Raw genomic sequence first — 23,586 nt, forward strand, 5'->3', positions numbered from 1 at the left:
ATAGGACATCAGCCTGGCGCTCGTCGCCGAGGAGACCAAGTGGGAAGCGTTCAGGTGAAGCTGGGGTCCTGCCTGGTGAAGCCCGGTCTCGCCGAGGCGGGCGAGAGCGCCGAGAGGGACTGCGGCCCTCCGCGAAATGGCGGGCGCAGGAGATCAAGGCAAGGATGCCGGAGCGTTCCCTGATCGTGGCCCGGGCCGCGTACTGGCGTGGAGTGGTGACGCCGCTTCAGCCCGGCGTCCGGCAACAACCTGAAGCTGGACGATCCGTTGGGCCGGTACGTCAGCGCGACGTTTTGCTCTCCGAGACGTCGAAGGACCGCAGGCCGCACCGGTCCGGCGTGCGTCGGGGATCTGGGGCCGGCATCGGAGGGCCATGTCGAGGCGGGTGACCCTGACGACTGTCCTGCCCCCAGGCGAACTCACCGCTCACGCAGCTCAGAGGGCGGTGAAGCGGAGCGGGGCTTTGACCAATCCCCACGTAAAGTTTGAGGCGTTATAAGCCTCGTCACCGACCTGCTGGATCGACTTCACCCGGCGGCCCACTTCACGCAGCAGCGCCTTGAGTTCGAGGCGCGCCAACCGGGAACCGAGACACATGTGAGTTCCGCCTCCGAAGCTCACGTGTGGATTAGGGTGCCGCGTCACGTCGAAGCGATCCGGGTCGTGAAAGACCTCGTCGTCGCGGTTGGCTGAACCGTTCCAGAGGACGACACGTTCTCCGGGAGAAAGTGAGACGCCGCCGATGGAGGTCTGTTTCAGAACCGTGCGCATGGTATGCATTCCAGGAACCGTCCAACGGAGAAATTCCTCCACTGCGGAATCGATAACTGCCTCACCCTCCGCGCGCAGGAGACGAAACTGTTCAGGGTCTCGAGCAAGTTGCAGGATTCCGCCAGCTGCAGCATATCGAGTGGTTTCGTTTCCGCCAGCTAGTACGCCGTTACAGTTGAACACGATTTCATCATCCGTCAGGGGGCGCTGTTCCCCAGTTTTTGGATCCTTCATCGTGCTGTTGGCTGCACGGCTGACGAAGTCACACCCGTCGCCTTTTCTGCGCTCTTTCACGAGATTCAGAAAATAGAGAAATATCTCACCATGAGCCGCGCTTCGCGCGTTCTCATCCAGCCCTTCGAATGCCTCGGTAGTGATGCCACCGAGCCAGTCCCAGTCAGCCCTCGGAATTCCCATAATCGAGCAGACAACACGATTGGGGATCGCTCTGGCGATATCGACGAAATCGACATCGCCAAGATGAAGTGATTGGGTGACAGATTCGCTTGCAATGCGGCCCGATAGCGCTTCGAGGGCAGGCAGAGAGCCGAAGCACTGCGACAGTGCCCTCTTGAGTTGGGTTTGGTCGGGCGGGTCGGACACGATGAGCATGCGTTGAGCGACATCGTTCACAGCCTCGGTGTTACTTCCCAGCCGCATTCCGAAGCGTGAACTATAGGTTCGGTAGTCTTTCGCAGTCGCGATGACATCCTTGTGCCGCGTAAGGCACCAGAAGCCGTCGCGGCCGTCTCTTCCGGCATGCCAGTATACGGGTGAGTTTGCCCGCAACCACTCGAACTGAGACCAGAAGGCGTTCTCCTTGAACGCCGTCGGGTCGGTGAGATCTATCGGCATGATGCATCTCCGGACTCGCCGTCCCGTTTCGCTACTGATGCCTCTTCGCTCTCGTCGCCCAGACCCTCCATGATTACTGCGAGGGCGGCGGGTGTGATGTCTGGGGTGAGGTGTTTCAGGGTGACGTTGACGCCGGTCGACTCACGAAGTTCCAAAACCGCCCGGGCAGCTAGCAGCGAGTGACCGCCGAGCTCGCTGAAGGTTGCGTGTACATCGCTGGCGGGAAAGGTGAGTAGCTCTCCCCACACCCGACAGATCGACTTCTCCAAATCCGTGCGGGGTGGGGCCCCTTCGGCCCCCTGGAAGGCGGCGCGTGCGAGGGTCTCGCGGTCTAGCTTTCCGGCTGAACTGACCGGAAACCCTTCGACGACGCGCACAGAGGCCGGGCGCATATATTCCGGGAGCCGTTCACAGTGCTGCCGAAGACGGGCGACCTTGTAGTCGTCGCCGGCACCGGTGTCCGAGGTGATGACAGCGAGACCCAGCGCGTCGCCAGAAGGCATCATGAAGGCGGCGGCTGCGACAGTGTCCTCGTGCTCAGCAGCCGTCTCTTCCAGTTCGCCGAGTTCGACTCGGTATCCTCGGATCTTGACTTGGCTGTCTGTCCGGCCGTAGAACTCAATTTGACCGTCAGCACGGCGTCTCGCCATGTCACCAGTCCTGAACATACGGCCGTGACCCACGATGGTGTTGGGAACGAACCGTTGCGCGGTGAGGTCGCCCAGGTTTCGGTAGCGCCGGGCGACACCCGCCCCAGCTATATGCATTTCTCCCAACTCGCCGGGGCTTACCTCCTTCCCGTCGAAGTCGAGGATGTTAATTTCGTATCCCCGAATCTCCCGCCCGATAGTCAGCGGATCGTCTCCGTTCTGGGTGTCCGCGTAGCTGCAAGCGATCGTACTCTCGGTCGGGCCGTAGAGATTTATGATGCGAGGAATACCTTTGAGACGGGGAAGAAGAGCCGCCGGAAAGGGCTCCCCTGCGATAACGTACAGCTCGGCATGAGGTATCCACTCCAAAGCCGAGATGACCGTGGGCGTAGCACAAACGACAGTTGGGTTGGCCGCTTCAATTCGGGTAGCCAACCCGTCAGTGGGGGCCTCACCCCCGCGCGGCTTAAGATCCACAATCACCGTACCCTGCCCATGCAGCAAGTATTGGAAGGTACAGGATAGCCATCCGTCGAATCCGGGCGAAACGAGATTGATACCAGTTCCGCCGGTCGGGAGTCCCATGGCCGCCATACCATCGAGGAATGCGGCGAGATTTCCATAAGTGATTTCAACCCCCTTAGGCCAGCCGGACGTTCCCGATGTGTACACCATGTAGGCACAGGCATCGCTGTCCCGAGGGGGATACTTACTCGCGTCGACGAGCTCAGTGTTGCGATCAAGGATACTCGTGATCACCACATCCGACGGTGTGGAACCAGCGGGTATGTCCTCGCCCAGCACGAAACCTGAGCCACTATCCCTAAGAATGAAATTGATGCGATCTGAGGGGTGCCTCTCATCCACGAGAACTGCGGTGGCCCCGAGCCGCCAGATAGCCAGTAGGCCTGCTAGGCCGAAGCGCGATCGCCCTAGCAGCCAGGCAATTCGTGCACCGGGACGCACCCCTGCATTGCATAGCTGCCCCGCAATCTGCGCTGTCTGTCCTGGGAGTTCCGCGAACCTCGTGGATCCGTCCGCCGCCAACATGGCGATGCCATCGGGGTTGTGCGCTGCCCAATGAGATGCCGCGCTTTCGAGGCGCTCGATTCCGTAGGCCGACATAACTGCACTCCTCCGGGTAAGTGGCGCTGGTTGCCGGGACGCGGCATTACCGGGCCTCCGGGCGCGGTCATCACCCCGCCGCGCCGCCGCGGAACCCCCCGCGCCTATACAGGGCCGCAGTGAGCCGCACCCCTGAGCAGGGTCGGCGCAGCGCGCATAACGCCAGGATCACACGAATGTCCCTAATTGACATGGGCAGCGCCTGGAGCCAGGTACTGAGGTTTGCTCAGAAAGTGTGATGCCCCGCGACCCGTGGTCGAGTACCTCGCCCGTCTGCTCTCCGGGCACCGGGCACCGGATCGGCACCCGTCGCGGGACACGCATGCGGCCCTTCCAGCAAGCGGCGCTCGTAAAGCGCTGGTTCCGTGACCCATATGTGTCCGCTGCCTGGCCAGGGGCGCGGGAGACTCCCAGGCCACCGGCCACCGGCCACCGGCCACCGGCCACCGGTACCTTCACGAAGGCTTCGATGTCCTCACAGTCGAAGCCCCCGGCCTCGCCGAAGTTCTGAACCGGTGCCAGCAGGAGGGCCTGGTGGCAGCGCCAGGGCTGGATCGCATGCGATCCGACGTTCGGCATCGATCGGCGGCCGGCGCCGCCGGACCTCCCCAAGGCCCTGGCGTAGAACCAGATCGCCGCCCTGTGGCGCCTGGACATCGCCCCCTGCGGGAGAAGGCGCAGAGAAGATGTCACGAGCCCGACACGTGGGCCGATGAGGTGCTGCGCGGGAACATGGAGGTCCTGTACCCGCGCCCGGCGGGGAGAGCGACGCCCCCGCCGGGCGCCCGGCATTCCCGGCCCGTGAGTCCCTGCCTCGCCAAGCCAGCCGTTTCCGAAGCCGGGCCGACACGTTGGGCTGACCGAGGGAATGCACGGCAATGGCCCGGCACGATGTAGGCGAATGAGCCCCGGGGGCGCTCGCGTGGGTCGGGATCTGGGACCGGACGGGGGTCGTCGAACACTTCGCCTTGGACCCGGGCGAGCTGGCCCTGTTACGGAAGAAGCCCGGGGCGACGCGCCTGACTTCACCGCGATGCTCAAGTTCCTGCTGTTCAAGGCCCCCCGGCCGGTTCGAGCTGCCCAACGAGGTCGACCACCTGACCGACAGGCGAAGGTCCCGGTCGGCGACATCGCTTCTACGACTTCACCGGCCGTACCGCCAAGGCCCATCGCAAGGAGATCCTCAAGGCCACCGGATTCCGGATCTGCTCCGTCGCCGACCAGAAGGCCCTCGCCGCCCGGCTCGCGCTCCGCATCGCGCAGAAGGAACGCCGCATCGAGGAGGTGGGCGCCCAGCTGCCGGCTCGCTGCCGCACCGAGCTGCCGACGTGGACGCCGGCTGCCCCACCACCGCCATCGAGCACGGCGCCCGCCTGGGCGTCGGCCTCCACCCCGTCCAACGCCCGCCGGGCATCCTCGGGTTCACGATCATTCCGTGCCGCTGGATCATCGAACGCAGCATCGGCTGGCTCATGCAGCACCACAGACTCGCCCGCGACTACGAGCGACACCCCCACCGCTCCGAAGCCATGATCCGCCGCGCCATGATCGACCTCATGGCCCGTCGCCTCACCGGCGAAGCCACCCCCAACTGGCGCGGCCCCCAATGGGCGGTGAAGGGGCGGCACGAATCAATCCCTGCACAGAACCAGTGGCCTTGAGCCCTGATCGGTGGAGCGGGCCTCGTGCCGCCCCGTCCTGGCACAGGGTCGAGACCTTCGCGGAACCCGAGTTCTGAACTCTCCGGTCAGACGGGTCCGGCTCTGTGACCAGTGGTGGTCGTTGGGCTCTCCGCGGCGAACGTCCACGACAGCCTCGCTCTGAAGCTCATGGTCGCCGGTCACCAAACGAGACACGCCCCCACACCCCGATACGAACGCCAACCGGCCAACTACCTGGCCCTTCTTGGAATCGCCGCCGCCTTGTGCTGCAACAACGACTCGTCCGACTCACCACATAGGACACCGTCTTAACTACGGAGTGCGCCCGTAGCCAAAAGATGCGCCCCCAGGCGATGGTGTACCACTCCGGGTTTCGAACCCTCTCCGCCAAAAGGGTTGACTTCTGCTATCCATCCGGTCCGGGAGCTCTGGGTAGAGGTCGGTCGGGACACAGACCCGTGTCCCGGCGGAATACCCGGCGGCCCGCACCCTCGCACAACTCGCTGACTACCTAGCGTATTCACATTTTCGATCATGGAAATTCTGTACCCGATACTGACGCGATGCCGTGAATACGCAGTTCAGGACGCACATACGAGTCGCCGACGGCAAGGCTGGGCGCATTCGTTGCCCGTCATCGATTTCGCGTTCAGTTGCTGTGTGGATTCCGAAACGTGCCAGGGTCGAAAGCCGAACGACTTCCCTGGTCATGCGAGAGCCGCAGTGAATGCGTCCGTTGCCCGACCGGCCGGGAAGCCAGCTCCGGAAACGAAAGGGGTTCTTCCCTGTGCACCATTCAGTGAGTCATCCCGACGGTCCGCTGAAAAAGGACCCCGACACCGGGCCTGTGCCCGAAGATGCTTCGCGCGGCGACCTGACGCACCGCGTGTCCGAATTCGACTCACCGACGACACGTATGACGCTGATCAGCGACGGCCTGACCACACTACTGCTGCAGGCCGCAGTGAACGACACGTTGACCGCCCAGGTGCGCCGCCTGGAGCAGGTGCCCGGGTCTGCGCTCTCCCCTGCAGCCAGGGCCATCCTGCAGGGACGCAAGAGCGACGCGTACCTGGTACGTCGCACCCGCCTGCTGACGTCGGCCGGCGAGCCGGTGTCCGACAACACCGCGGTGGTACGGATCGGGGTCGAGCCACGGATCGATGCGGTGGCTGCCGACCGCTCCAGGCCCATCGGACCCACCCTGGCCGACGCCGGGCTGCTGCCGGAGCGTCGCATCCTGCAGGTGGCGCATGCCACGTGGCCGCTGTCCCAAGACGCCCGGCCCTGCGTGAGCAAGACCTATGTGATGAGCACCCGCGGCACTCCGGTCCTGTGCATCCAAGAACGGTTCAACCCGGTCTTCCTCTCGCCCCAGCCGCTGCCCGAAACCACCGGTCACGTGGTGGCCGGCCACGACGAGCCGCTGTCCCTGCTGACTGGAGATGATTACTGATGTTCCGTCTGGGCCTGCTCAACGCCATCGGCGCCGGTGCACAGCAAGAGGCGGTCGTCGACGACTGGGGACGCTGCTCGTACCAGGACCTGGACCGGTGGTCCGCCCACCTGGCCATGGGCATCGGCGCTCAGAGCACCGCCGGCGAGCCGCATGGCCTCGTACTGCTCGCGCCCAACGGCGCGAGCTGGATCGCCGCCTACCTCGCGGCGTTCAAGGCCGGGGCCACAGTGACCCCGCTGAACATGCTGCTCACCCCCGACGAGATCTCCCGCGCCCTGCGCCTCACCCGCCCGCGCCACCTGTTCACTGTCGCCGAACGGGCCGAGGAGATGCGGGAGTTGTGTGCCGCGCAACGGCTGTGCACCGAAGTCCACGTCATGGAACTCGCGCTTCCCCCAAAGTACGCACTGTTGCCGGAGTCCAATTCCAGTGACGTCGAGCCGACGCCGACCGGGGCGGGACCGGAGCAGCCGCGCCTGGTCATGTTGACCTCCGGCAGCACCGGCACCGCCAGGGGCGTCGTCCAGACCGAGCAGTCCCTGCACCTGGCGACGGAACTCTGGCGCGGCCTGCACCGGGAAGCGGACGACACGGTCGCGGTGACCTCCCCGCTGGCCCACACCTACGGACATCTCGCCGCCATGAGCACCCTGCTGTCCGGTGCGCGCCTGGTACTGAGTGGCTCCAACGACCCCGTCCGCTGGAGCCAGTTGATGCGCGACCACCGGGTGACGGTCATCGAGGGCGTGCCCGCGCTGTACGACTCCCTGTTGCGTGTCCTGGAGGCGGGCCCCGTCGAACTACCCCACGTGCGACGCTGCCTGACGGCAGGTCAGTCAGTAAGTGAAGCGAGCGGGGGGAAATGGAGCCGTCAAACCGGCCTGGACCTGATCCAGAGCTGGGGCATGACCGAGCTCTCCGGAGCCGGACTCTGCGCTCCGGCCGACGGATCCATGGCTGGATCAGCCGGCACTCCGATGCCCGGCATCGAGATCCGTCTCGCCGACCCCACTGCGGAGGGCGAGGACGCGGCGGCGGGCACTCCGGGAGAGATCTGGGTACGCGGCTCGCAGGTCACCGCCGGATACCGGGTCAGTTCCTGGGACACCCAGCGGGCCACCGACTCCGACGGGTGGCTGCACACCGGCGACCTGGCGCTGCAGGACGAGCGGGGCGCCGTCCGCATCGTCGGACGCAGCAAGGACACCATCGTCAGCGCCGGTTACAACATCAATCCGACCGAGGTGGAGAACGCCCTGCGCTGCCACGCCTCGGTCCAGGACGCCGCCGTGCTCGGCCGCCCCGATCCGCACCGGGGCGAGATCCCGCACGCCCTCGTTGTCCCGGCCGACGGCGAACAGCCCGAGACCGACGCCCTCGTCGAGCACTGCAACGGCATGCTCGCCCGCTACAAAGTCCCGCGGACCGTCGACGTCGTCACGAGACTGCCGACCTCGCCGACAGGCAAACTCGACCGTCGGGCCCTGCGCGAGCAGCACGCAGGCACGACTGCTCCTGGCGAAGGGGGCGAGTGAACCGATGACCCCACACGAGCACGCCGTGAGCACCGGACCCGTCGTCCTGCTGACCGGCGCCACCGGCGGTCTGGGCTCTGCCGTCGCCGCCCGGCTGGCAGACCAGGGCTGCCGCACGGGACTGAGCGCGCGCGGTGAAAGCGCCCTGGAGGCGCTGGCCAAGGACCTGCGCTCCGACGGGGCCCAGGTGCTCACCCTGCCTGCGGATGCCACCTGCCCGCAGGCGGCAGCATCCGCGGTGGAACGGCTCGTGGAACACTTCGGACGCATCGACTGCCTGATCGACAACGCCGGGGTCGAAGGGCCAGTCGGCCCCAGCTGGGAGGTCTCTCTCGACGAGTGGTGGCAGACCCTTCGGACCAACGTGATGAGTACGGCCGCCACTGTCCACGCCGTCATGCCCCACCTCGTACGCCAGGGCAGCGGCCGCATCATCAGCATCAGCAGTGAGGCGGGCCGTCACCGCTGGCCAAGCCTGTCGGCGTACTCCGTCTCCAAGGCGGCCGGAATCAAGTACATCGAGAACCTCAGCCACGAGGCGAAGGAACACGGCGTCACGGCGTTCAGCGTGCATCCCGGCATCGTCACGGCCGGCCTCACCTCGACTGCCCTCTCCGAGGACCCGCCCACCGTCTGGCACGCACGCCGCACCCGATGGCTGCGCAGCCAGCTCGAGCAGGGTAAGGGCGTCCCCGCCGCCCGAGCCGCCCGGGCGGTCGTAGCCGTCGCCCTCGGCGCCGCGGACCACCGTTCCGGAGACTTCCTCACCCCCGACGACGTCCTTTCCTGCATTGATTCAGAAACAACGTAGGGACCCTTTTCAGGGGGACCAGTGAGGCGCTCCAGGGGGACGCGGGAGGCGGCTGCCCGTGTCCCGGTGAAGGAACTCGACGAGGCGGAGATAGCCGAGTTGACCTCACGGCTCGTGGGTGAGCGTGAGGTGTGGCCGCGGCTGCGGGTGACGCGAGAGACGGTGGCCCGTGTGCTCACGGGGTTGTCCGGGCAGGACGTCACGATGAGGCCTGGCCGGCTCCGCATGCATGTCACATCGCGCGCTCGCGGCCCTCCCAATAAGGCTCGCGCAACCGCCTCTTGTACAGCTTGCCGTTGGGGTCGCGGGGCATCGTCTCGATGAAGTCGACGCTCTTCGGCCGCTTGTAGCCCGCGAGGCGGTGCTCGCAGTGGGCGAGGATCTCGGCGGCCAGCGCCTCGTCCCCGCCGCGGCCCTCGACGACCTCGACGACGGCCTTGACCTCCTCGCCCCAGTCGTCGTGCGGGATGCCGAACGCGGCGGCGTCCGCCACCGCGGGATGGGTGAGCAGCGCCGACTCGATCTCGGCCGGATAGATGTTGACCCCGCCCGAGATGATCATGTCGATCTTGCGGTCGCGCAGGAAGAGGTAGCCGTCCTCGTCGAGGATGCCGAGATCGCCGACGGTGAAGAAGTCGCCGATGCGGTTCTTCCTCGTCTTCGACTCGTCCTTGTGGTACGAGAAGCCGCCGGTGCTCATCTTCATGTAGACGGTGCCGAGTTCACCGGGGCCGAGGCGGTTCCCGTCGTCGTCAAAGACCGCCAGCTCGCTGATGGGCCAGGCCTTGCCCACCGTCCCCGGCTTCTTGAGCCAGTCCTGTGCGGTGGCGAACGCGCCGCCGCCCTCGCTGGCCGCGTAGTACTCCTCGACGCACTCGCCCCACCACTCGATCATGGCCCGCTTGACGTGGTCGGGGCAGGGCGCGGCGCCGTGGATGGCGTGCCGCATCGAGGACACGTCGTACGCGGCCCGCTTCTTCTCCGGCAGGGCGAGCAGCCGGTGGAACTGGGTCGGCACCATGTGCGTGTGCGTGCACCGGTGGGCGTCGATGAGCCGCAGCATCTCCTCGGGCGTCCACCGGTCCATCAGGACCAGTGGGTGGCCGATGTGCAGGGCCGCTCCCGCGAACTGCAGCACGGCCGTGTGGTAGAGCGGCGAGCAGACGAGATGGACGTTGCCGTCGAAGGGCTTGATCCCGAAGATGCCGAGGAAGCCACCGAGGTAGGACTCCTCGGGGAGCTTGCCCGACAGGGGGCGTCGGATGCCACGAGGGCGGCCCGTGGTGCCCGAGGTGTAGTTCATGACCCAGCCGAGCGTGCGGTCGGCCGGGACCGACTCGGGTCGGCCCTCCAGGAGTTGGGCGTAGGGGCGGAAGCCGGGGACGTCGCCGACGGCGTAGCGGTGGCTCGCCGGGAGGTTCGCCTCGTCGGCCGCGGCGACGGCCGCGTCGGCGAACTTCTCGTGGGCGATCAGCACCTTGGCGCCCGAGTCGGCGACGATCCAGGCGATCTCGGGCCCGACCAGGTGGTGGTTGACGGGCACGAGGTAGAAACCGGCCTGGGAGGCCGCGAGGTAGGCGGCGAAGAACTCCACGCCGTTGGGCAGGACGACGGCGAACGCGTCGCCGCGCTCGAGACCGGCGGCCCGCAGCCCGTGCACCAGCCGGTTGACCGCGCCGTGCAGCCGGCCCGCCGTCCACTCCTCGCCGTCGGGCGCCACGAGGACGGTGCGGCCGGGATCTGCGGCGGCCTGGGCCCAGAAGCCGTTGGGGGGTGTGCTCACGACTGGTTTCCCCTCTCCGCGATGCGGATGACTCGGTCGACGGCCCGCTCGAAGCCGCGCGTCAGATCGTCGAACACCGCCTGGACGCTGCGTTCGCTGTTCATCCGGCCGACGATCTGCCCGACCGGCGTGCCGAGCAGATCCGGCACCTCGTACTTCTGGATGCGCGAGACCGCCTCCGCGACGAGGAGCCCCTGCAACGGCATCGGCAGCGTCCCCGGGCCCGAGGGGTCGTCCCAGGCGTCGGTCCACCGGGTGCGCAGCTGGCGGGCGGGCTTGCCGGTCAGGGCGCGCGAGCGGACCGTGTCCCCGGAACCGGCGGCCAGCAGTTTCCGCGTGAGGGCGGGCGAGTGCAGGTCGGCCTCCGTGGTGGTGAGCCACAGGGACCCCAGCCAGACGCCCTGCGCGCCGAGCGCGAGGGCGGCCGCGATCTGCTGCCCGCTGCCGATGCCCCCGGCGGCGAGCACCGGCAGCGGCGCCACCGCGTCGACGGCCTCGGGGGTGAGCACCATGGAGGCGATCTCGCCGGTGTGACCGCCCGCCTCGTACCCCTGCGCGACCACGATGTCGATGCCCGCGTCGGCGTGTTTGCGGGCGTGCCGGGCGCTGCCCGCGAGGGCGGCGACGAGGACGTCGTGGTCGTGGGCGCGCCGGATGACGTCGGCCGGGGGTGAACCGAGCGCGTTGGCGAGGAGTTTGATCGGGTAGTCGAAGGCGACGTCGAGCTGGTTGCGGGCGACCTGCTCCATCCAGCCGGTGATGCGCCAGCCGGACGCCTCCCCCTCGGCCAGTTCGGGCACGCCGTGTTTGGCGAGGGTGTCCCTGACGAACTGCCGGTGCGTCTCGGGGATCATCGCCTCGATGTCGGCCTCGGTCAGCGCCTTGCCGTCCTGGGCCTCGACCTTCTTCGCGGGCATGACGACGTCGAGCCCGTAGGGCTTCCCGTCGACGTGCTCCTCCATCCAGTCGAGGTCTCTGGCCAGCTCGTCGGGGGCGGTGTAGCGGACCGCGCCGAGCACCCCGAACCCGCCCGCCCTGCTGATAGCGGCGGCCACCGCGGGGAAGGGCGTGAAGCCGAAGATGGCGTGCTCGACTCCCAGTCTCTTGCTCAACTCCGTCTGCATGGGCGCAGGATGCCGCAGCGGCCCGGACGAGGGAAGAGATTTTCTGATGCAGTGTCAGATTCTTGGTGTGCGGTGAGGTCGCGTCTACACGCCCAGCGCCGCCATGGCCGCGTTGTGTCCGGGGATGCCGCTGACTCCGCCGCCGCGCACCGCGCCTGCGCCGCAGAGCAGGACGTTCGCGTGGCGGGTCTCCACTCCCCAACGGCCGGTGTCCTCCTGCGCGTACGGGAAGGCGAGGTCGCGGTGGAAGATGTTACCGCCGGGCAGCCGCAGGTCCCGCTCCAGGTCCAGGGGGGTCTTCGCCTCGATGCAGGGGCGCCCTTCGGCGTCGAGGGCCAGGCAGTCCGCGATCGGCTCGGCGAGGTGCGCGTCGAGCTGCGCGAGGGTGGCCCCGAGGAGTTCGGTGCGTGCGGCGTCGTTGTCGCCCGCGAAGAGCCGGGCGGGCGTGTGGAGCCCGAAGAGGGTGAGGGTCTGGTGGCCGCTCTCGACGAGGTCGGGGCCGAGGATCGTCGGGTCGGTGAGCGAGTGGCAGTAGATCTCGGAGGGCGGCGCGGCGGGCAGGGATCCGGCGTCGGCCTGGGCGTACGCGGCGGCCAACTGCTCGTACCCCTCGGCGATGTGGAAGGTCCCGGCGAACGCCTCGCGCGGGTCGACGGACGTGTCCCGCAGCCTGGGCAGCCGCTTGAGGAGCATGTTGACCTTGAGCTGGGCCCCTTCGGCGGGCGGGGGCGGCTCGTCGCCGAGGAGCGCGGCGAGGGCCTGGGGCGAGGCGTTGACCAGGACGTGGCGGGCGCCGACGGTCCGTTCGCCGTCCTGGGCCCGGTAGGTGACCTCGGCGCGCTCCCCGTCACTGGCGATCCCCGTCACCTCGCACCCCGTGCGCAGCAGCGCCCCCGACATCCGCGCCGAGTCGGCGATGGCCCCGGTGAGGGCACCCATGCCGCCGACGGGCACGTTCCAGTCGCCGGTGCCGCCGCCGATGACGTGGTAGAGGAAGCAGCGGTTCTGCCGCAGGGACGGGTCGTGGGCGTCGGCGAACGTGCCGATGAGGGCGTCGGTGAGGACGACCCCGCGCACCAGGTCGTCGGCGAAGCGCTCCTCGATCGCCGCGCCGAGCGGCTCCTCGAACAGGGTGCGCCATGCGGTGTCGTCGTCGACGCGGGCGCGCATCTCGGCGCGGCTGGGCAGCGGATCGGTGAGGGTGGGAAAGACGCGGCGGGCGACTTCTCCCGTCATGGCGTAGAAGCCGCGCCACGCGTCGTACTCGCGCTGTCCCCCGGTGAGCCGTGCGAACGCCTGCCGGGTGCGGGCCTCGCCGCCGCCGACGAGCAGTCCGGTGGGGCGTCCCTCGCGCTCGGCCGGGGTGTACGACGACACGGTGCGGGTGCGCACCCGGAAGTCCAGGTCGAGGTCCCGGACGATCTTCTTGGGCAGGAGACTGACCAGGTACGAGTAGCGGGAGAGCCGTGCGTCGACCCCGGCGAAGGGGCGGCTGGAGACGGCGGCGCCGCCGGTCGCGGCCAGCCGCTCCAGGAGCAGCACGGACCGTCCGGCGCGGGCGAGATAGGCGGCGGCGACAAGACCGTTGTGGCCACCGCCGACGATGACGGCGTCGTACGCATCACGATCAGGCATGGCTCTTCCTAGCACGGGCGCCTGCCGCCGGGGCCCTCCGTTCCGGACCAGGCGTGGCGATCCGGCGGGGTCGCCTGCCCGCGGTTCGTGGCCGGCACGGACCTGCGAACAGGGGAGTGGGCCCGGCCGTCCCAGGCCGGGCCCACTCCTTCAGGCGCACACGCCACCCGTCGTGGCGTGCCGCCGCCCATGTGCCGCCGTCAGCCGGCGGGGCGCGTCACCACCGGTACCAGCGCCCCTTTCGGCCACCGCTCGCCGCCGGGCGGATCACGAAGCCGAGCAGCCACACCACCAGCACGATGACCGCGATCCACCACAGCGCCTTGAGCGCGAAGCCCGCGCCGAACAGGAGCAGAGCCAGCAGAAGAACCAGAATCAGGGGAAACATTGTTATCGACCTCCTGGCCACCGTGTGCTCCTTCCGCGATCACACAAACACGCGAAAACCACGTTACTTTCACACCGGGAAGGGCATCTGGTCGCACCGCGGGCACACCCGGAACCTCTGCTTCCGAACCGGTCGCGCGGACATGGAGGGGCAGGCGCGGCCAGTTCACCCCTCATCTGGAATAGATCCCTCCGAGGATGTTTGCGCTCGCGCGCAGTGGCCAGACGGAGGGCAGAACCTGATGTCGAAGCCAAGGAGCGTGAGCGGACATGACCGCCGGCGAGAAGGCCAGGGCCAAGACCGAACAGACCATCGGCGCCACCGCGGAAGCGGTCGGACGGGCCGTGGGCAACGAACGCCTGACCGTCGAGGGCCGCGCGAAGCGCATGCAGGGCGACGCCCGCGAGGCGAAGGAAAAGATCAAGGACGCCGGCGAGCACTGACCGGTACACCCACCCACGCCCGAGGGCCGGATCCCCACGAGGGGATCCGGCCCTCGGTGTCGGCTCCCACCGAGGTGCTGGCTCAGACGTCGGCGGTGCCCTTGAGGACGTCGCAGGTGTTCTGGAACTCCTCCATCAGACGGCCGGCCTCGACGACGAGGACGCCGTAGGGCCGCGAGGAGTCGGAGAGCGGCAGCCCGTCGTCCTGGACCGCGCCGAGGACCTTCCGCAGCGCCTCCTGCGCGATGGTCGCCAGCCTGCACATCTCCCCGGCCTGCTCGGCGAGGGTGTCGCTGTCCAGTTCCGCGATGACACGGGCGATGTCACGCAGGCTGACGGCGAAGTCGGCGTACGTCCGCAGGACCGGGGCGTAGGAGTAGGTGCTCTCCGCCTCGCGCCACTGCCCGAGGCTCCGGGGCAGCGAACCGAGCTGGTAGACCGCGCGCTCCAAGGCATCGAGCGTCTGGCGGTAGCCCTCGAAGGTCAGGTAGCCGCGGCGGGCGGGCAGCGGGCGCCGGGGGTTGAAGGGCAGGCCGCTCTCCGCCGCGTTCAGCCCCGAGCGGGCCTGCCCGACCGCACGCTGCGCGCTCTCCCCCGCGCTGCGCCACTGCGCGACCCGTTCCCACCCCGCGTTAAAGCCACTCCACCACGTTGCCCTTGACCTGACCTCCTGCGCCCGGCCCCACGGATCGGGGAGGACACCCCACTGGTAACCACGTCGGGCGGGTTCACCCCGCACACGGCATGAGCGGCCACCGCCGCTTACGCGCCGGCGTCGAACCGGAGTCTTCGACGCCCTCCTCGCCGACCTGAAGTACCCCTCCAGGGCGATGAACAGAGGCTTTTGTCAGGTGTCAGGTGGTGGCCCGTCGCTGCCGCCGTGCCGCCACCCTGCGGTAGAGCTCGACGGCCTCCGTGCCGCGGCCCAGTTGTTCCAGGCAGTGCGCCTCGTCGTTGCGGCTCGCGAGGGCGTCGGGGTGGTCGGGGCCGAGCACCTGTTCGCGGGTCGCGGCGACCCTGCGGTACTCGGTGAGCGCGTCGGCCCAGCGGCCGAGCCAGCCGAGGCCGACGGCGACCTCGCGGCGGCTCACCAGCGTGTCGGGGTGGTCGGCGCCGAGCACCCGCTCGCGCAGGGCGCACACGTCGCGGGCCTCGGCGAGCGCCTCCTCCCAGCGGCTCTGCCGTCCGAGGTTCACGCCGAGCCCGTGGCGGGCCCGGAGCGTCTCGGGGTCGGCGGGGCCGTTCACGCGCGTGCGGTCGTCGATCAAGGCACGGTACAGCTCAAGGGCCTCCCCGCTGCGGCCGAGCCGGCCGAGGCTTATGCCGACCTCGTAGCGGGCGGCGAGCGTGTCGGGGTGGTCGGCGCCGAGCACCCGCAGCCGCGCGTCGGCGACTTCGCGGTAGGTCTGCAGGGCCTCGGGCCAGCGCCCCAACTGCCCCATCGCGTACGCCACTTCGTACCGCGTGACGAGCGTGTCGGGGTGAGTGGGGCCGAGCACCCGCGCCCGGGCCGCGGCGACCTCCTCCGCCAGCCGGTAGGAGTCCTCCAGGCGGCCGAGACGGCTCAGGTTGTACGCGAGGTTGTGGCGGCAGCGCAGCGTGTCGGGATGGTCGGGCCCCGTGGTCCGCTCACGCACGGCGAGCACCGAGGTGTACGTCTGGTGGGCCTCGAAGTGCCGTCCGAGCCGGCCCATGACGTAGGCCATCTCCTGGCGGGCGGCCAGGGTGTCGGGGTGCTCGGGGCCGAGCGCACGCTCCCGCCCCTGCGCGACGCGGCCGTACTCGCGCAGGGCGTCGGCGGCGCGGCCGGTGCGGCTGAGCGTGAAGCCGACCTCGTACCGGCTCGCGAGGGTGTCGGGGTGGTCGGGGCCGAGGGCGTGTTCGCGTTCGGCGGCGACCGCGCGGTGCACTTCGCCGGCCTCCGACCAGCGGCCGAGACGCCCCAGGCTCAGCCCCGCGTTGTGCCGGCTGGTGAGGGTGGCGACCAGCTCCGGCGACGGCGTGGGCCGTTCGGGCTCGCGCGGGGCCGCGGCGCGACGCGCGTCGACACGCGGGATCCACTCGCCGGTCAGGCCCGCCGCCGCGTCGGGCGGGGTGGTGCGCAGGACGGACGCGCCGCTCGCCTTGTGCCCGGTGGTCATGCCGCGCGTCCAGGAGGGCAGGCGCGGTTCGGGCGACGGCAGGTGTCCTGGGCGCCGCGCGGACGGGGTGACGACGGTCGGCACGTAGCCGATCGAGGTGCGGCCCGCGGCGACGCGCCGGCCCAGCTCCCGCGCGTCGTGCGGCCGTGCGGCGGGCTCCTTGGCGAGCAGGTCGAGGACGACCCGGTCGAAGTACTCGGGCAGTTCGCCGCGGTGTTCGCGGGGCGGCCGGGGCACGGTGTCGCGGTGGCCGACCAGGACGGCCCAGGCGTCCTCCATGTCGAACGGCGGGGCGCCGGTGGCGATCTCGTAGAGCACGCACCCGAGCGAGTAGAGGTCGCTGCGCTGGTCGACCGGTTCGCCGCTGATCTGCTCGGGCGACATGTAGTGCGGCGTGCCCATCGCGATGCCCGTGCCGGTCAGGCGCGAGGTGAAGCCGATGTCGGCACCGAGCCGCGCTATGCCGAAGTCGCAGATCTTCACCGTGCCGTCGGCGAGCCGCATGATGTTCGCGGGCTTCAGGTCCCGGTGCACGATGCCCTGTTCATGGGTGTACGCGAGGGCCCCGGAGATCTGTTCGGCGATCTCCACGACGTCGGCGACCGGCAGGGGGTGCTGTTGGTTGTCCTCCAGGAGCTGGCTGAGGTTGCGCCCTTCGAGCAGTTCCATGACCAGGTACAGCACGCCGTCGTGCTCGCCGAAGTCGTGGACGACGGTGACGCCGCGGTGCTGGAGCGCCGCGGCGACGCGCGCCTCGCGCCGGAAGCGTTCGCGCAGCACGCGCGTGAAGGACTGGTCGTGCTGGACCCCCATCGGCTTGAGGCACTTGACGGCGACCTGACGCCCGAGCGACTCGTCGCGCGCCCGCCACACCTCGCCCATGCCGCCGCGACCGATCAGATCCAGAAGCCGGTAACGGCTCTGGATCAGTCTGGTGTCCGCCATCTCCCGCTGTCGCCCCCGTTGCCTCGCTGCGCCCTCCCCGGCCCGTCCAGTATGGCGTCCTGCCTGTCGAGTTTGTACGGGGCCGGGCGGGTGTCGGGGCCGAGCCGGGCCACGGCGCGCAGGATGTGCTTGGGCGGAAGTTGCCAGCGCACACGGGAGGGGACGGCGCGCAGGACGGTGCCGGTGAGGCGGAGGCGGCGGGTGACCGTGGCGGGCGGCGGGGCGGCCCTGCCGTACAACTCGTGGGCGTACGGCGGCAGGGAGGCGTACGCCAGGTTCGCGACGCGCCGCCACAGCAGGGCCCGTGCCGGGACGAGCAAGGGGTGCGTCGGTGGGCGCTGCAGGAAGTCGTCGACGGCGCGGGCGTCCGCTCCGGCGGCGAGCTCGGGCCGCGTCCGCGCGAAGTACGCGGCGAGGTCGGCGGCCGACGCGGGCACGTCCGCCGGGTCGAGGCCCACCAGGCGGGCACTCTGCCGGTGCTCGTCGACGTACCGGTCGGCCAGCGCGTCGGTGAGGCGGAACCCGGAACGGCGTACGACGTGGAGGTAGGAGTCGATCTCCGCGCAGTGCACCCAGAGCAGCAGGTCCGGCTCGTCGACGCCGTACCGCTCCCCGGTCGCCGGGTCGGTGGCCTTCAGCATCGTGTGGATCTTGCGTACGCGGGCGCCCGCCTTCTCGGCCACCTCGGTCGTGCCGTACGTCGTGGTGCCCACGAAGTGGGCGGTGCGCATGAGCCGGCCCCAGGCGTCCTTGCGGAAGTCGGAGTTCTCCATGACGCCGCGGACCGCGCGCGGATGCAGGGCCTGGAGGTACAGGGCCCGTATTCCCGCGATCCACATCATGGGGTCGGAGTGCGCCTGCCAGGTCACCGACGCCGGCCCGAAGAGGCCGGGGTCGGGCGGGGCCGCGGAAGTCTGCTCGGGCATGGTGCGACCAACTCCTGACGCGTGACGGTGTCCGGGACTCAGTGTGACCAGCATGTGCCGCGGACACCAGCAACTTCTCGACCGGCTCCGGCTCGACCGGCGTCGGCTTCGGCTTCGGCGTCGGCGTCGGCGTCGACCGACCAGGTGGACCGCGCCGGGTCAGCGTCCGGTCGCGCCGTCGATCAGTTCGCGGAGGATGTCCGCGTGGCCCGCGTGCCGGCCGGTCTCCTCGATCAGGTGGGTGAGCGCCCAGCGCACGCTCGGGGCGGGCGTGTCCGGGCGGGGCCGGGGCAGCGGCGCGGCGAGGTCGGCGCACCCGTCGAGCACGTCGTTCGCCCGCTCGACCGCTTCGCGGTAGCGGGCGACGACCTCGGCGACGCCGTCCTGTGGCGCGGCCCGGAACGTCCCCTGCCAGTGAGTGACCCGCTCCCCCAGGAACGTCGCGCGTTCGACGCAGGTGAGGTGGTTCAGGAGGCCGAGCAGATTCGTGCCCGAGGGCACTTTGGCCTCGCGGACCTGCGGTTCGGGGGCGTCCTCGACCTTCGCGGCGATCGACGTCCGCAGGTAGTCGAGGAACACGCGCAGGACCTCGGCCTCACTGTCACCGGTCCGGGGCGGCGGGCTGTCGCCGCGCTGTCTGCGGCGAGGGGTGGTGGACATGGTGTCTCCTGGGACGGGCGGACAACTGCGCAACGGCGGCTGACTCGGGCCCGGTTCGGGCGGTGCCCGGGTCAGTTCCCGGGTCAGTTCCCGGGTCAGTTCCCGGGTCAGTTCCCGGGTCAGACGGCTTCCAGGTCAGACGGCTTCCAGGTCAGACGGCTTCCGGGTCAGGCGGTGCGGCGGAAGATCATCACGTGGTCGATGACCTCGGCGGTGCGCCCTTCGGGCCCGTTCGCGACACGCGTGACCGCCTCGGCCCGCTCCACCGTCCAGGCAGCGGAGTCCAGATCCATGCCGTCGACGACTTCCCGCGGGGTCGGGTAGTGGACGTCGGGGTCCTGGTTCCAGGACCACGGCGCGGTCGATCCGTGGTCCACGACCACCAGCCGACCGCCGGCGCGCAGGGCGTGCGCGGCCGTGCGCAGGACGGTGGCCCTGTCCAGTTCGAGGGGCGTCTGCAAGTAGTGGGCACAGATCAGATCGAACACGCCCTGCGGGAACGACTCCGCGAGGTCGTGCCGTACCGCGTGGATCCGGTCGCCCAGGCCCTGTGCGGCGGCGAGGCCGGCGAGCCGCTCGACCGCCACCGCCGAGACGTCGGCAGCGGTGACGTGCCATCCCTGCCGGGCCAGCCACAGCGCGTCGCCGCCGTCGCCGCATCCGAGGTCCAGGGCCTCGCCGGGCGGCAGGTCCGTGACCGTCTCGGTGAGGCGTGCGTTCGGCCGCGGCGCGTGCGCGGCGGGGCGGGCCGCATAGACGTCGTCCCAGAACGTGACCGCGTCGGTGGTGCTCATCGGGGCTCCTCGTGTCGGGCTCTGTCGGGAAACGGGCTTCAGCCTCGCTCCCCTCCCCTGATTTCGCACGAGATGTTGCCGATCCGGCAAAGTGCGCCGGCCCCACTACTCGTCCCCGCGCAACCAGCCCTTCGCGACCGCCCGCGCGCCGGCCTGGAAACGGCTGCGCGCGCCCAGCTTCTCCATCAGGTCGGCGGCGAAGCGGCGCGCGGTGCGCGGGGACACGCCGAGGCGCTTGGCGACGGCCTCGTCGGTCAGGCCGTTGGCCAGCATCCGCAGGACCTCGACCTCTTGCGGGGTGAGGCCGTCCTCGTCGCGGTCGCGGGGGACGGTGCCGAGCGGAGTGGCCCTCTCCCAGAGGGAGTCGAACAGGGCGCAGAGCGCGGTGAGGGTGCCGTCCGCGCCCAGGACGAGGGCGCCCGCGGCGCTGTTCTCGCCGTCGGTGGGCACGATGGCGACGTCGCGGTCCATGATCATGAGGCGTACCGGCAGGGAGGGCGTGGTCCGCACCTCACCGCCGAGTTCCGTGAGCCACTTCGCGTAGGCGACGGTGGCCTGGCTGTTGCGGACGCTGTCGAGGTAGAGCGTGCGCATGCGCACGCCGCGCCCCAGGAGCTCCTCGTCCTGCGGCTTGGCCGCCTCCATGCTGGCGGCGCTCTGCGCACCGCCGGGGGCGAAGGTCATCACCTCGGTCTTGACCTCGCGGACCAGCACGTGGATGCGGTCCCGGATCTCCTCGATGCCTTCGAGCTGTTCGACGTCGGCCACGTTCTTGCGGGGGCGGCTCGCGGCGAAGTCCGCAGCGAGCCGGATGGCGGCGGCGCGGAGCCGCTCGACTCTCTGCTGTTCGGCGACGAGTCGTTCCTGCTGCTGCGCGATGAGGACCTGGATGCCGAGCTCCGGGTCGACGGCGCGGAAGATGTGGGGCTCCTCGAGACACGGGCGGATCAGCGCCAGTTCACTCAACTTGTCCAGCGAGCCGCCCAGTTCGGCCTCGGTGAGGCCGAGCATGGCCCGCAGCTCCGCCAGGTTCGCCTGTGGCTGCGCCAGGAGGGCCTTGTAGACGTTCGCACAGGTGTCGTCCAGTCCGAGCGCGTCCAGCACCCCGCCCCCTCAGTCGACCGATCGGTGCCCATCACATCAGTGCTATCAACTCACAGTAGCCCGGCGGGAGATGCTCGTGTTCTCTGACCGAAACTCGCCCGCGGCACTGGCCGCTTCGGGACCTGGCATAGACCGGCCGCGAGCTCGCCTTGTTGGCTCCGCGTCGCCTTCCGCAAGCTCGGAAGATGCAGCTTGTTCACGCACGGGTCCAGTTGGCGGTCGATCCCCCTGAGCCCGAGCGCCTCAGGGCGATCTTTCGATCCCACGCACGTCGTCACGAAGGGATCCAGCACATCAGCATCCATCCGGACGTGGACCGGAAACTGACGGTCGGGGTGTTCGTGACCGCCGGTTCGCTGTCCGAGGCGGAGGGCACGGCACGCGCCTTCGTGACGCGCGCGCTGGAGGGTGAGTACGTGCTGCGGGGCGCCCGTGTCGCGACCTGCTCGGCGGCGCTCGTGCCGCAGTTCTATGACGGGCTCTGGAACGCCGAGGGCGACGGTGGACGGACTATGCGAGGGCCGGATCAGGACACCGGCAAGACCTAGCGGCGCACCGGAGCGGCAGGCGAATCTTGTTTCACCGGCAACAAGGGACGCCCCGCAGACACGGGGCGGCGGCCGGGTCGGAGCGTCAACCGCGGGACGCTCCGGCTCGGGTGCACGCCACTTCCCTCCCGGTTCAGCGCGATCCACGCCACCCGTCCTTCACAAGAGGAGAGTTCGTCATGTCCACTGGTGCCCGCTTCACGAAGTTCGTCGCGGTTCTCGTCCTCGCCACCGCTCCGGTCCTGGGGGCCGTCACCCTCACCGACGGTCCTGCGGACGGCACCACCTCGCACGTGTCGGCGGCCGGGTCCGCCTCCCTCGCGCAGTCCAAGGACACCACGGGCTGGGACTGAGCACGCCATGCGCACCGCCTCACTCACACCCGTACCCCCCGCACCCCTATCCGCCACACCCGTATCCGCCCTCGACGAACCCATCCCTTCCCGCAAGAGAGATGAGCACCGCCTTGAACGGACGAAAGCCGAGCGGCATACAGGGGCTGCGCATCATGGTCACCAGCCTCGCCTCCGACGCGCACACCTGGAATCTCGTGTACCTCCAGCTGCTGCTGGAGGAGTGGGGGCACGACGTGGTGAACCTGGGCGCCTGTGTCCCCGATGAGCTGCTGCTCGACAACTGCCTGCGCCGCACCCCCGACCTGGTCGTGATCAGCAGTGTCAACGGGCACGGCTTCCACGAGGGCAAGCGGGTCATCGGCAAGCTGCGGGCCCACGAGGAGCTGGCGCGGCTGTCCGTCGTCATCGGCGGCAAGCTCGGCATCGGCGGGTCCGGGGGGCGCGAGCGCGCCGCCGCGCTGACCGACGCCGGATTCGACGGGGTCTTCGAGGACGGCAGCGGGATGGGCGCGTTCCGCACCTTCCTGGCACGCCTGCCGCAGGGCGTCTCGTCATGAGTACCGACGGCGCCGGGACCGCCCTGTCCTTCGGGGACTTCGTCGCCCGGGCCACGGCGTCCGGCCGGCTGGTCGTCCAGCCGAGGATGGGCATCGGTGATCCCGCGGGCATGCGCGCCGGTCTGCGAGCCGTGCGGGAGGCCGGGGTGTGCGCGGTCGGCACGATCACCCTGGACAGCTTCACCCGGGTCGGCAACCACGCCGCCGTCTACGCGGCCCTGGCCGCCGGCGACCCCCTGAACGGCTACCCGATCGTGGCCTACCCGCCCGAGTTCACCCGCGAAGTCCTCAACGGCCTGCACGACGACACCTTCCCGGTGCAGGTGCGGCACGGCTCCGCACGGCCGCAGGACATCTTCGCCGCGCTCGGCGCGTGCGGCCTCCACGCCAGCGAGGGCGGCCCCCTCTCGTACTGCCTGCCCTACAGCCGCGTTCCCGTCGCCGACGCCGTCCGCTACTGGGCCGAGTCCTGCAAACTCCTCGCCGAGCTGCGCGAGAGCGGCGTACGGCCGCACCTTGAGTCCTTCGGCGGCTGCATGATGGGCCAGCTCTGCCCGCCGAGCCTGCTCGTGGCCATCAGCGTGCTGGAGGGGATGTTCTTCCGGCAGCACGGCGTGGAGAGCGTCTCCCTCAGCTACGCGCAGCAGACGCACCCGGAGCAGGACGCCGAGGCGGTCCGCGCGCTGCGGTGCCTTGCCAACCGGTTCCTCGCCGACACCGACTGGCACGTCGTCCTCTACACGTACATGGGCGTGTTCCCCCGGACCGAGGGCGGCGCGACCGAACTGCTCGCGGAGGCCGCCCGGTTGGCGGTGCGCACCGGGGCCGAGCGGCTCATCGTCAAGACGGTCGCCGAGGCCCACCGCATTCCCACCGTCGAGGAGAACGTGACCGCGCTGCGGGTCGCCGGCGCCTCGGCCGACGCAGAACGCGCGATCGTCCGGCCCGAACCGCCGGACACCGGCATCCTCACCGAGGCCACAACCCTGGTCGAGGCCGTCCTGGATCTCGACGCCGACCTGGGCAAAGCCCTGGTGCGGGCCGTCCAGCGGGGCTATCTCGACGTGCCGTACTGCCTGCATCCCGACAACGCGGGCCGCACGCGCTCGACCGTCGACGCGACCGGCCGCCTGCGCTGGTCGCACACCGGGGCCCTCCCGCTCGGCGGCCTCGTGGAGAGGGACGATCGCCACGGGGCGGACGCCGCACAGCTCCTGCGCTCCCTGTCCTACGTAGAACAGACCTTTGACGGCGCCGCTCTGGAACGAGCCGTGAGCGCCGACGACTCGACGCTCGGCGTCGGTTGACCATCCCC

20 protein-coding genes and 1 pseudogene are annotated in these 23,586 nt (G+C 69.6%); 9 read left to right on the forward strand and 12 right to left on the reverse strand.

The features are described from left to right. Positions 1–435: 435 nt before the first annotated feature. Entirely contained in the window at positions 436–1,626 is a 1,191-nt protein-coding gene (locus ACZ592_RS24310) for a cytochrome P450 (RefSeq protein WP_471583720.1), read from the reverse strand. After that, positions 1,617–3,401 (reverse strand): non-ribosomal peptide synthetase, encoded by a 1,785-nt coding sequence (locus tag ACZ592_RS24315; RefSeq protein WP_471583721.1) that lies wholly within the window; start codon positions 3,399–3,401, stop codon positions 1,617–1,619. The genes ACZ592_RS24310 and ACZ592_RS24315 overlap by 10 nt, the downstream gene beginning before the upstream one ends. A 1,331-nt stretch (positions 3,402–4,732) precedes the next feature. Between ACZ592_RS24315 and ACZ592_RS24320 the strand changes: the two are divergent. The 4 genes and pseudogenes from ACZ592_RS24320 to ACZ592_RS24335 form a co-directional block, all read left to right on the forward strand. Further along, positions 4,733–5,062 (forward strand): annotated as a pseudogene (locus ACZ592_RS24320) (hypothetical protein); the annotation flags it as partial. A 799-nt stretch (positions 5,063–5,861) separates the two neighbouring features. Next, positions 5,862–6,518 carry a hypothetical protein gene (locus ACZ592_RS24325; protein ID WP_471583722.1) on the forward strand — a complete coding sequence of 219 codons (657 nt, stop codon included), beginning with the start codon at positions 5,862–5,864 and terminating at the stop codon, positions 6,516–6,518. Beyond that, on the forward strand, positions 6,518–8,056 hold the full coding sequence (locus ACZ592_RS24330) for a class I adenylate-forming enzyme family protein (protein ID WP_471583723.1): 1,539 nt from the start codon (positions 6,518–6,520) through the stop codon (positions 8,054–8,056). Before ACZ592_RS24325 ends, ACZ592_RS24330 begins: the two co-directional genes overlap by 1 nt. A 4-nt stretch (positions 8,057–8,060) precedes the next feature. Continuing rightward, the gene (locus ACZ592_RS24335; protein ID WP_471583724.1) at positions 8,061–8,867 is read left to right on the forward strand and encodes an SDR family NAD(P)-dependent oxidoreductase; all 807 of its coding nucleotides are present in this window, start codon (positions 8,061–8,063) and stop codon (positions 8,865–8,867) included. A gap of 232 nt (positions 8,868–9,099) precedes the next feature. On the opposite strand, the gene ACZ592_RS24340 is transcribed toward ACZ592_RS24335, so the two are convergent. The 4 genes from ACZ592_RS24340 to ACZ592_RS24355 all read right to left on the reverse strand — a co-directional run bounded on the left by ACZ592_RS24340 (position 9,100) and on the right by ACZ592_RS24355 (position 13,797). Next, positions 9,100–10,650, reverse strand: a complete 1,551-nt coding sequence (locus ACZ592_RS24340) for an acyl-CoA synthetase (RefSeq protein WP_471583725.1) — start codon at positions 10,648–10,650, stop codon at positions 9,100–9,102. Then, complete coding sequence (locus tag ACZ592_RS24345; RefSeq protein WP_471583726.1) at positions 10,647–11,774, reverse strand: nitronate monooxygenase; 1,128 nt, start codon at positions 11,772–11,774, stop codon at positions 10,647–10,649. Before ACZ592_RS24345 ends, ACZ592_RS24340 begins: the two co-directional genes overlap by 4 nt. An 84-nt stretch (positions 11,775–11,858) precedes the next feature. Beyond that, positions 11,859–13,409 (reverse strand): phytoene desaturase family protein, encoded by a 1,551-nt coding sequence (locus ACZ592_RS24350; protein ID WP_471583727.1) that lies wholly within the window; start codon positions 13,407–13,409, stop codon positions 11,859–11,861. 217 nt (positions 13,410–13,626) lie between these two features. Further along, the gene (locus ACZ592_RS24355; RefSeq protein WP_361174109.1) at positions 13,627–13,797 is read right to left on the reverse strand and encodes a hydrophobic protein; all 171 of its coding nucleotides are present in this window, start codon (positions 13,795–13,797) and stop codon (positions 13,627–13,629) included. Between the two features lie 269 nt (positions 13,798–14,066). Here ACZ592_RS24355 and ACZ592_RS24360 point away from each other — a divergent pair, with 269 nt between their 5' ends. Continuing rightward, complete coding sequence (locus tag ACZ592_RS24360) at positions 14,067–14,240, forward strand: CsbD family protein (RefSeq protein WP_471583728.1); 174 nt, start codon at positions 14,067–14,069, stop codon at positions 14,238–14,240. An 82-nt stretch (positions 14,241–14,322) separates the two neighbouring features. Here the strand turns inward: ACZ592_RS24360 and ACZ592_RS24365 are convergent, their stop codons facing one another. The 6 genes from ACZ592_RS24365 to ACZ592_RS24390 form a co-directional block, all read right to left on the reverse strand. Next, positions 14,323–14,979, reverse strand: coding sequence for a hypothetical protein (locus tag ACZ592_RS24365; RefSeq protein ID WP_471583729.1), 657 nt, complete (start codon positions 14,977–14,979; stop codon positions 14,323–14,325). Between the two features lie 115 nt (positions 14,980–15,094). After that, positions 15,095–17,326 carry a serine/threonine-protein kinase gene (locus ACZ592_RS24370; RefSeq protein WP_471583730.1) on the reverse strand — a complete coding sequence of 744 codons (2,232 nt, stop codon included), beginning with the start codon at positions 17,324–17,326 and terminating at the stop codon, positions 15,095–15,097. Further along, on the reverse strand, positions 17,308–18,252 hold the full coding sequence (locus tag ACZ592_RS24375) for an oxygenase MpaB family protein (RefSeq protein WP_471583731.1): 945 nt from the start codon (positions 18,250–18,252) through the stop codon (positions 17,308–17,310). The genes ACZ592_RS24370 and ACZ592_RS24375 overlap by 19 nt, the downstream gene beginning before the upstream one ends. Before the next feature lie 159 nt (positions 18,253–18,411). Next, positions 18,412–18,912 (reverse strand): DinB family protein, encoded by a 501-nt coding sequence (locus ACZ592_RS24380; protein WP_471583732.1) that lies wholly within the window; start codon positions 18,910–18,912, stop codon positions 18,412–18,414. 167 nt (positions 18,913–19,079) lie between these two features. Beyond that, positions 19,080–19,706 carry an SAM-dependent methyltransferase gene (locus tag ACZ592_RS24385; protein ID WP_471583733.1) on the reverse strand — a complete coding sequence of 209 codons (627 nt, stop codon included), beginning with the start codon at positions 19,704–19,706 and terminating at the stop codon, positions 19,080–19,082. Positions 19,707–19,811: 105 nt separating this feature from the next. Further along, the gene (locus ACZ592_RS24390; RefSeq protein ID WP_471583734.1) at positions 19,812–20,810 is read right to left on the reverse strand and encodes a LuxR C-terminal-related transcriptional regulator; all 999 of its coding nucleotides are present in this window, start codon (positions 20,808–20,810) and stop codon (positions 19,812–19,814) included. A 185-nt stretch (positions 20,811–20,995) separates the two neighbouring features. Here ACZ592_RS24390 and ACZ592_RS24395 point away from each other — a divergent pair, with 185 nt between their 5' ends. The 4 genes from ACZ592_RS24395 to ACZ592_RS24410 all read left to right on the forward strand — a co-directional run bounded on the left by ACZ592_RS24395 (position 20,996) and on the right by ACZ592_RS24410 (position 23,578). Further along, positions 20,996–21,358: a hypothetical protein gene (locus ACZ592_RS24395; protein ID WP_471583735.1), complete on the forward strand. Its 363-nt coding sequence runs from the start codon at positions 20,996–20,998 to the stop codon at positions 21,356–21,358. A gap of 179 nt (positions 21,359–21,537) precedes the next feature. Continuing rightward, on the forward strand, positions 21,538–21,711 hold the full coding sequence (locus ACZ592_RS24400) for a hypothetical protein (protein ID WP_471583736.1): 174 nt from the start codon (positions 21,538–21,540) through the stop codon (positions 21,709–21,711). Positions 21,712–21,866: 155 nt separating this feature from the next. Further along, positions 21,867–22,271: a cobalamin B12-binding domain-containing protein gene (locus ACZ592_RS24405; protein WP_471583981.1), complete on the forward strand. Its 405-nt coding sequence runs from the start codon at positions 21,867–21,869 to the stop codon at positions 22,269–22,271. Continuing rightward, entirely contained in the window at positions 22,268–23,578 is a 1,311-nt protein-coding gene (locus ACZ592_RS24410) for a methylaspartate mutase (RefSeq protein ID WP_471583737.1), read from the forward strand. Before ACZ592_RS24405 ends, ACZ592_RS24410 begins: the two co-directional genes overlap by 4 nt. Positions 23,579–23,586 lie beyond the last annotated feature (8 nt).

The organism is Streptomyces sp. NPDC040622 (genome assembly GCF_055593965.1).

Coding starts and splice junctions, on each gene's coding strand:
- ACZ592_RS24310 (WP_471583720.1), bottom strand. CDS start 1,626: ATGCCGATAGATCTCACCGACCCGACGGCGTTCAAGGAGAACGCCTTC.
- ACZ592_RS24315 (WP_471583721.1), bottom strand. CDS start 3,401: ATGTCGGCCTACGGAATCGAGCGCCTCGAAAGCGCGGCATCTCATTGG.
- ACZ592_RS24330 (WP_471583723.1), top strand. CDS start 6,518: ATGTTCCGTCTGGGCCTGCTCAACGCCATCGGCGCCGGTGCACAGCAA.
- ACZ592_RS24335 (WP_471583724.1), top strand. CDS start 8,061: ATGACCCCACACGAGCACGCCGTGAGCACCGGACCCGTCGTCCTGCTG.
- ACZ592_RS24345 (WP_471583726.1), bottom strand. CDS start 11,774: ATGCAGACGGAGTTGAGCAAGAGACTGGGAGTCGAGCACGCCATCTTC.
- ACZ592_RS24350 (WP_471583727.1), bottom strand. CDS start 13,409: ATGCCTGATCGTGATGCGTACGACGCCGTCATCGTCGGCGGTGGCCAC.
- ACZ592_RS24355 (WP_361174109.1), bottom strand. CDS start 13,797: ATGTTTCCCCTGATTCTGGTTCTTCTGCTGGCTCTGCTCCTGTTCGGC.
- ACZ592_RS24360 (WP_471583728.1), top strand. CDS start 14,067: ATGACCGCCGGCGAGAAGGCCAGGGCCAAGACCGAACAGACCATCGGC.
- ACZ592_RS24370 (WP_471583730.1), bottom strand. CDS start 17,326: ATGGCGGACACCAGACTGATCCAGAGCCGTTACCGGCTTCTGGATCTG.
- ACZ592_RS24375 (WP_471583731.1), bottom strand. CDS start 18,252: ATGCCCGAGCAGACTTCCGCGGCCCCGCCCGACCCCGGCCTCTTCGGG.
- ACZ592_RS24380 (WP_471583732.1), bottom strand. CDS start 18,912: ATGTCCACCACCCCTCGCCGCAGACAGCGCGGCGACAGCCCGCCGCCC.
- ACZ592_RS24385 (WP_471583733.1), bottom strand. CDS start 19,706: ATGAGCACCACCGACGCGGTCACGTTCTGGGACGACGTCTATGCGGCC.
- ACZ592_RS24395 (WP_471583735.1), top strand. CDS start 20,996: ATGCAGCTTGTTCACGCACGGGTCCAGTTGGCGGTCGATCCCCCTGAG.
- ACZ592_RS24400 (WP_471583736.1), top strand. CDS start 21,538: ATGTCCACTGGTGCCCGCTTCACGAAGTTCGTCGCGGTTCTCGTCCTC.
- ACZ592_RS24405 (WP_471583981.1), top strand. CDS start 21,867: ATGGTCACCAGCCTCGCCTCCGACGCGCACACCTGGAATCTCGTGTAC.
- ACZ592_RS24410 (WP_471583737.1), top strand. CDS start 22,268: ATGAGTACCGACGGCGCCGGGACCGCCCTGTCCTTCGGGGACTTCGTC.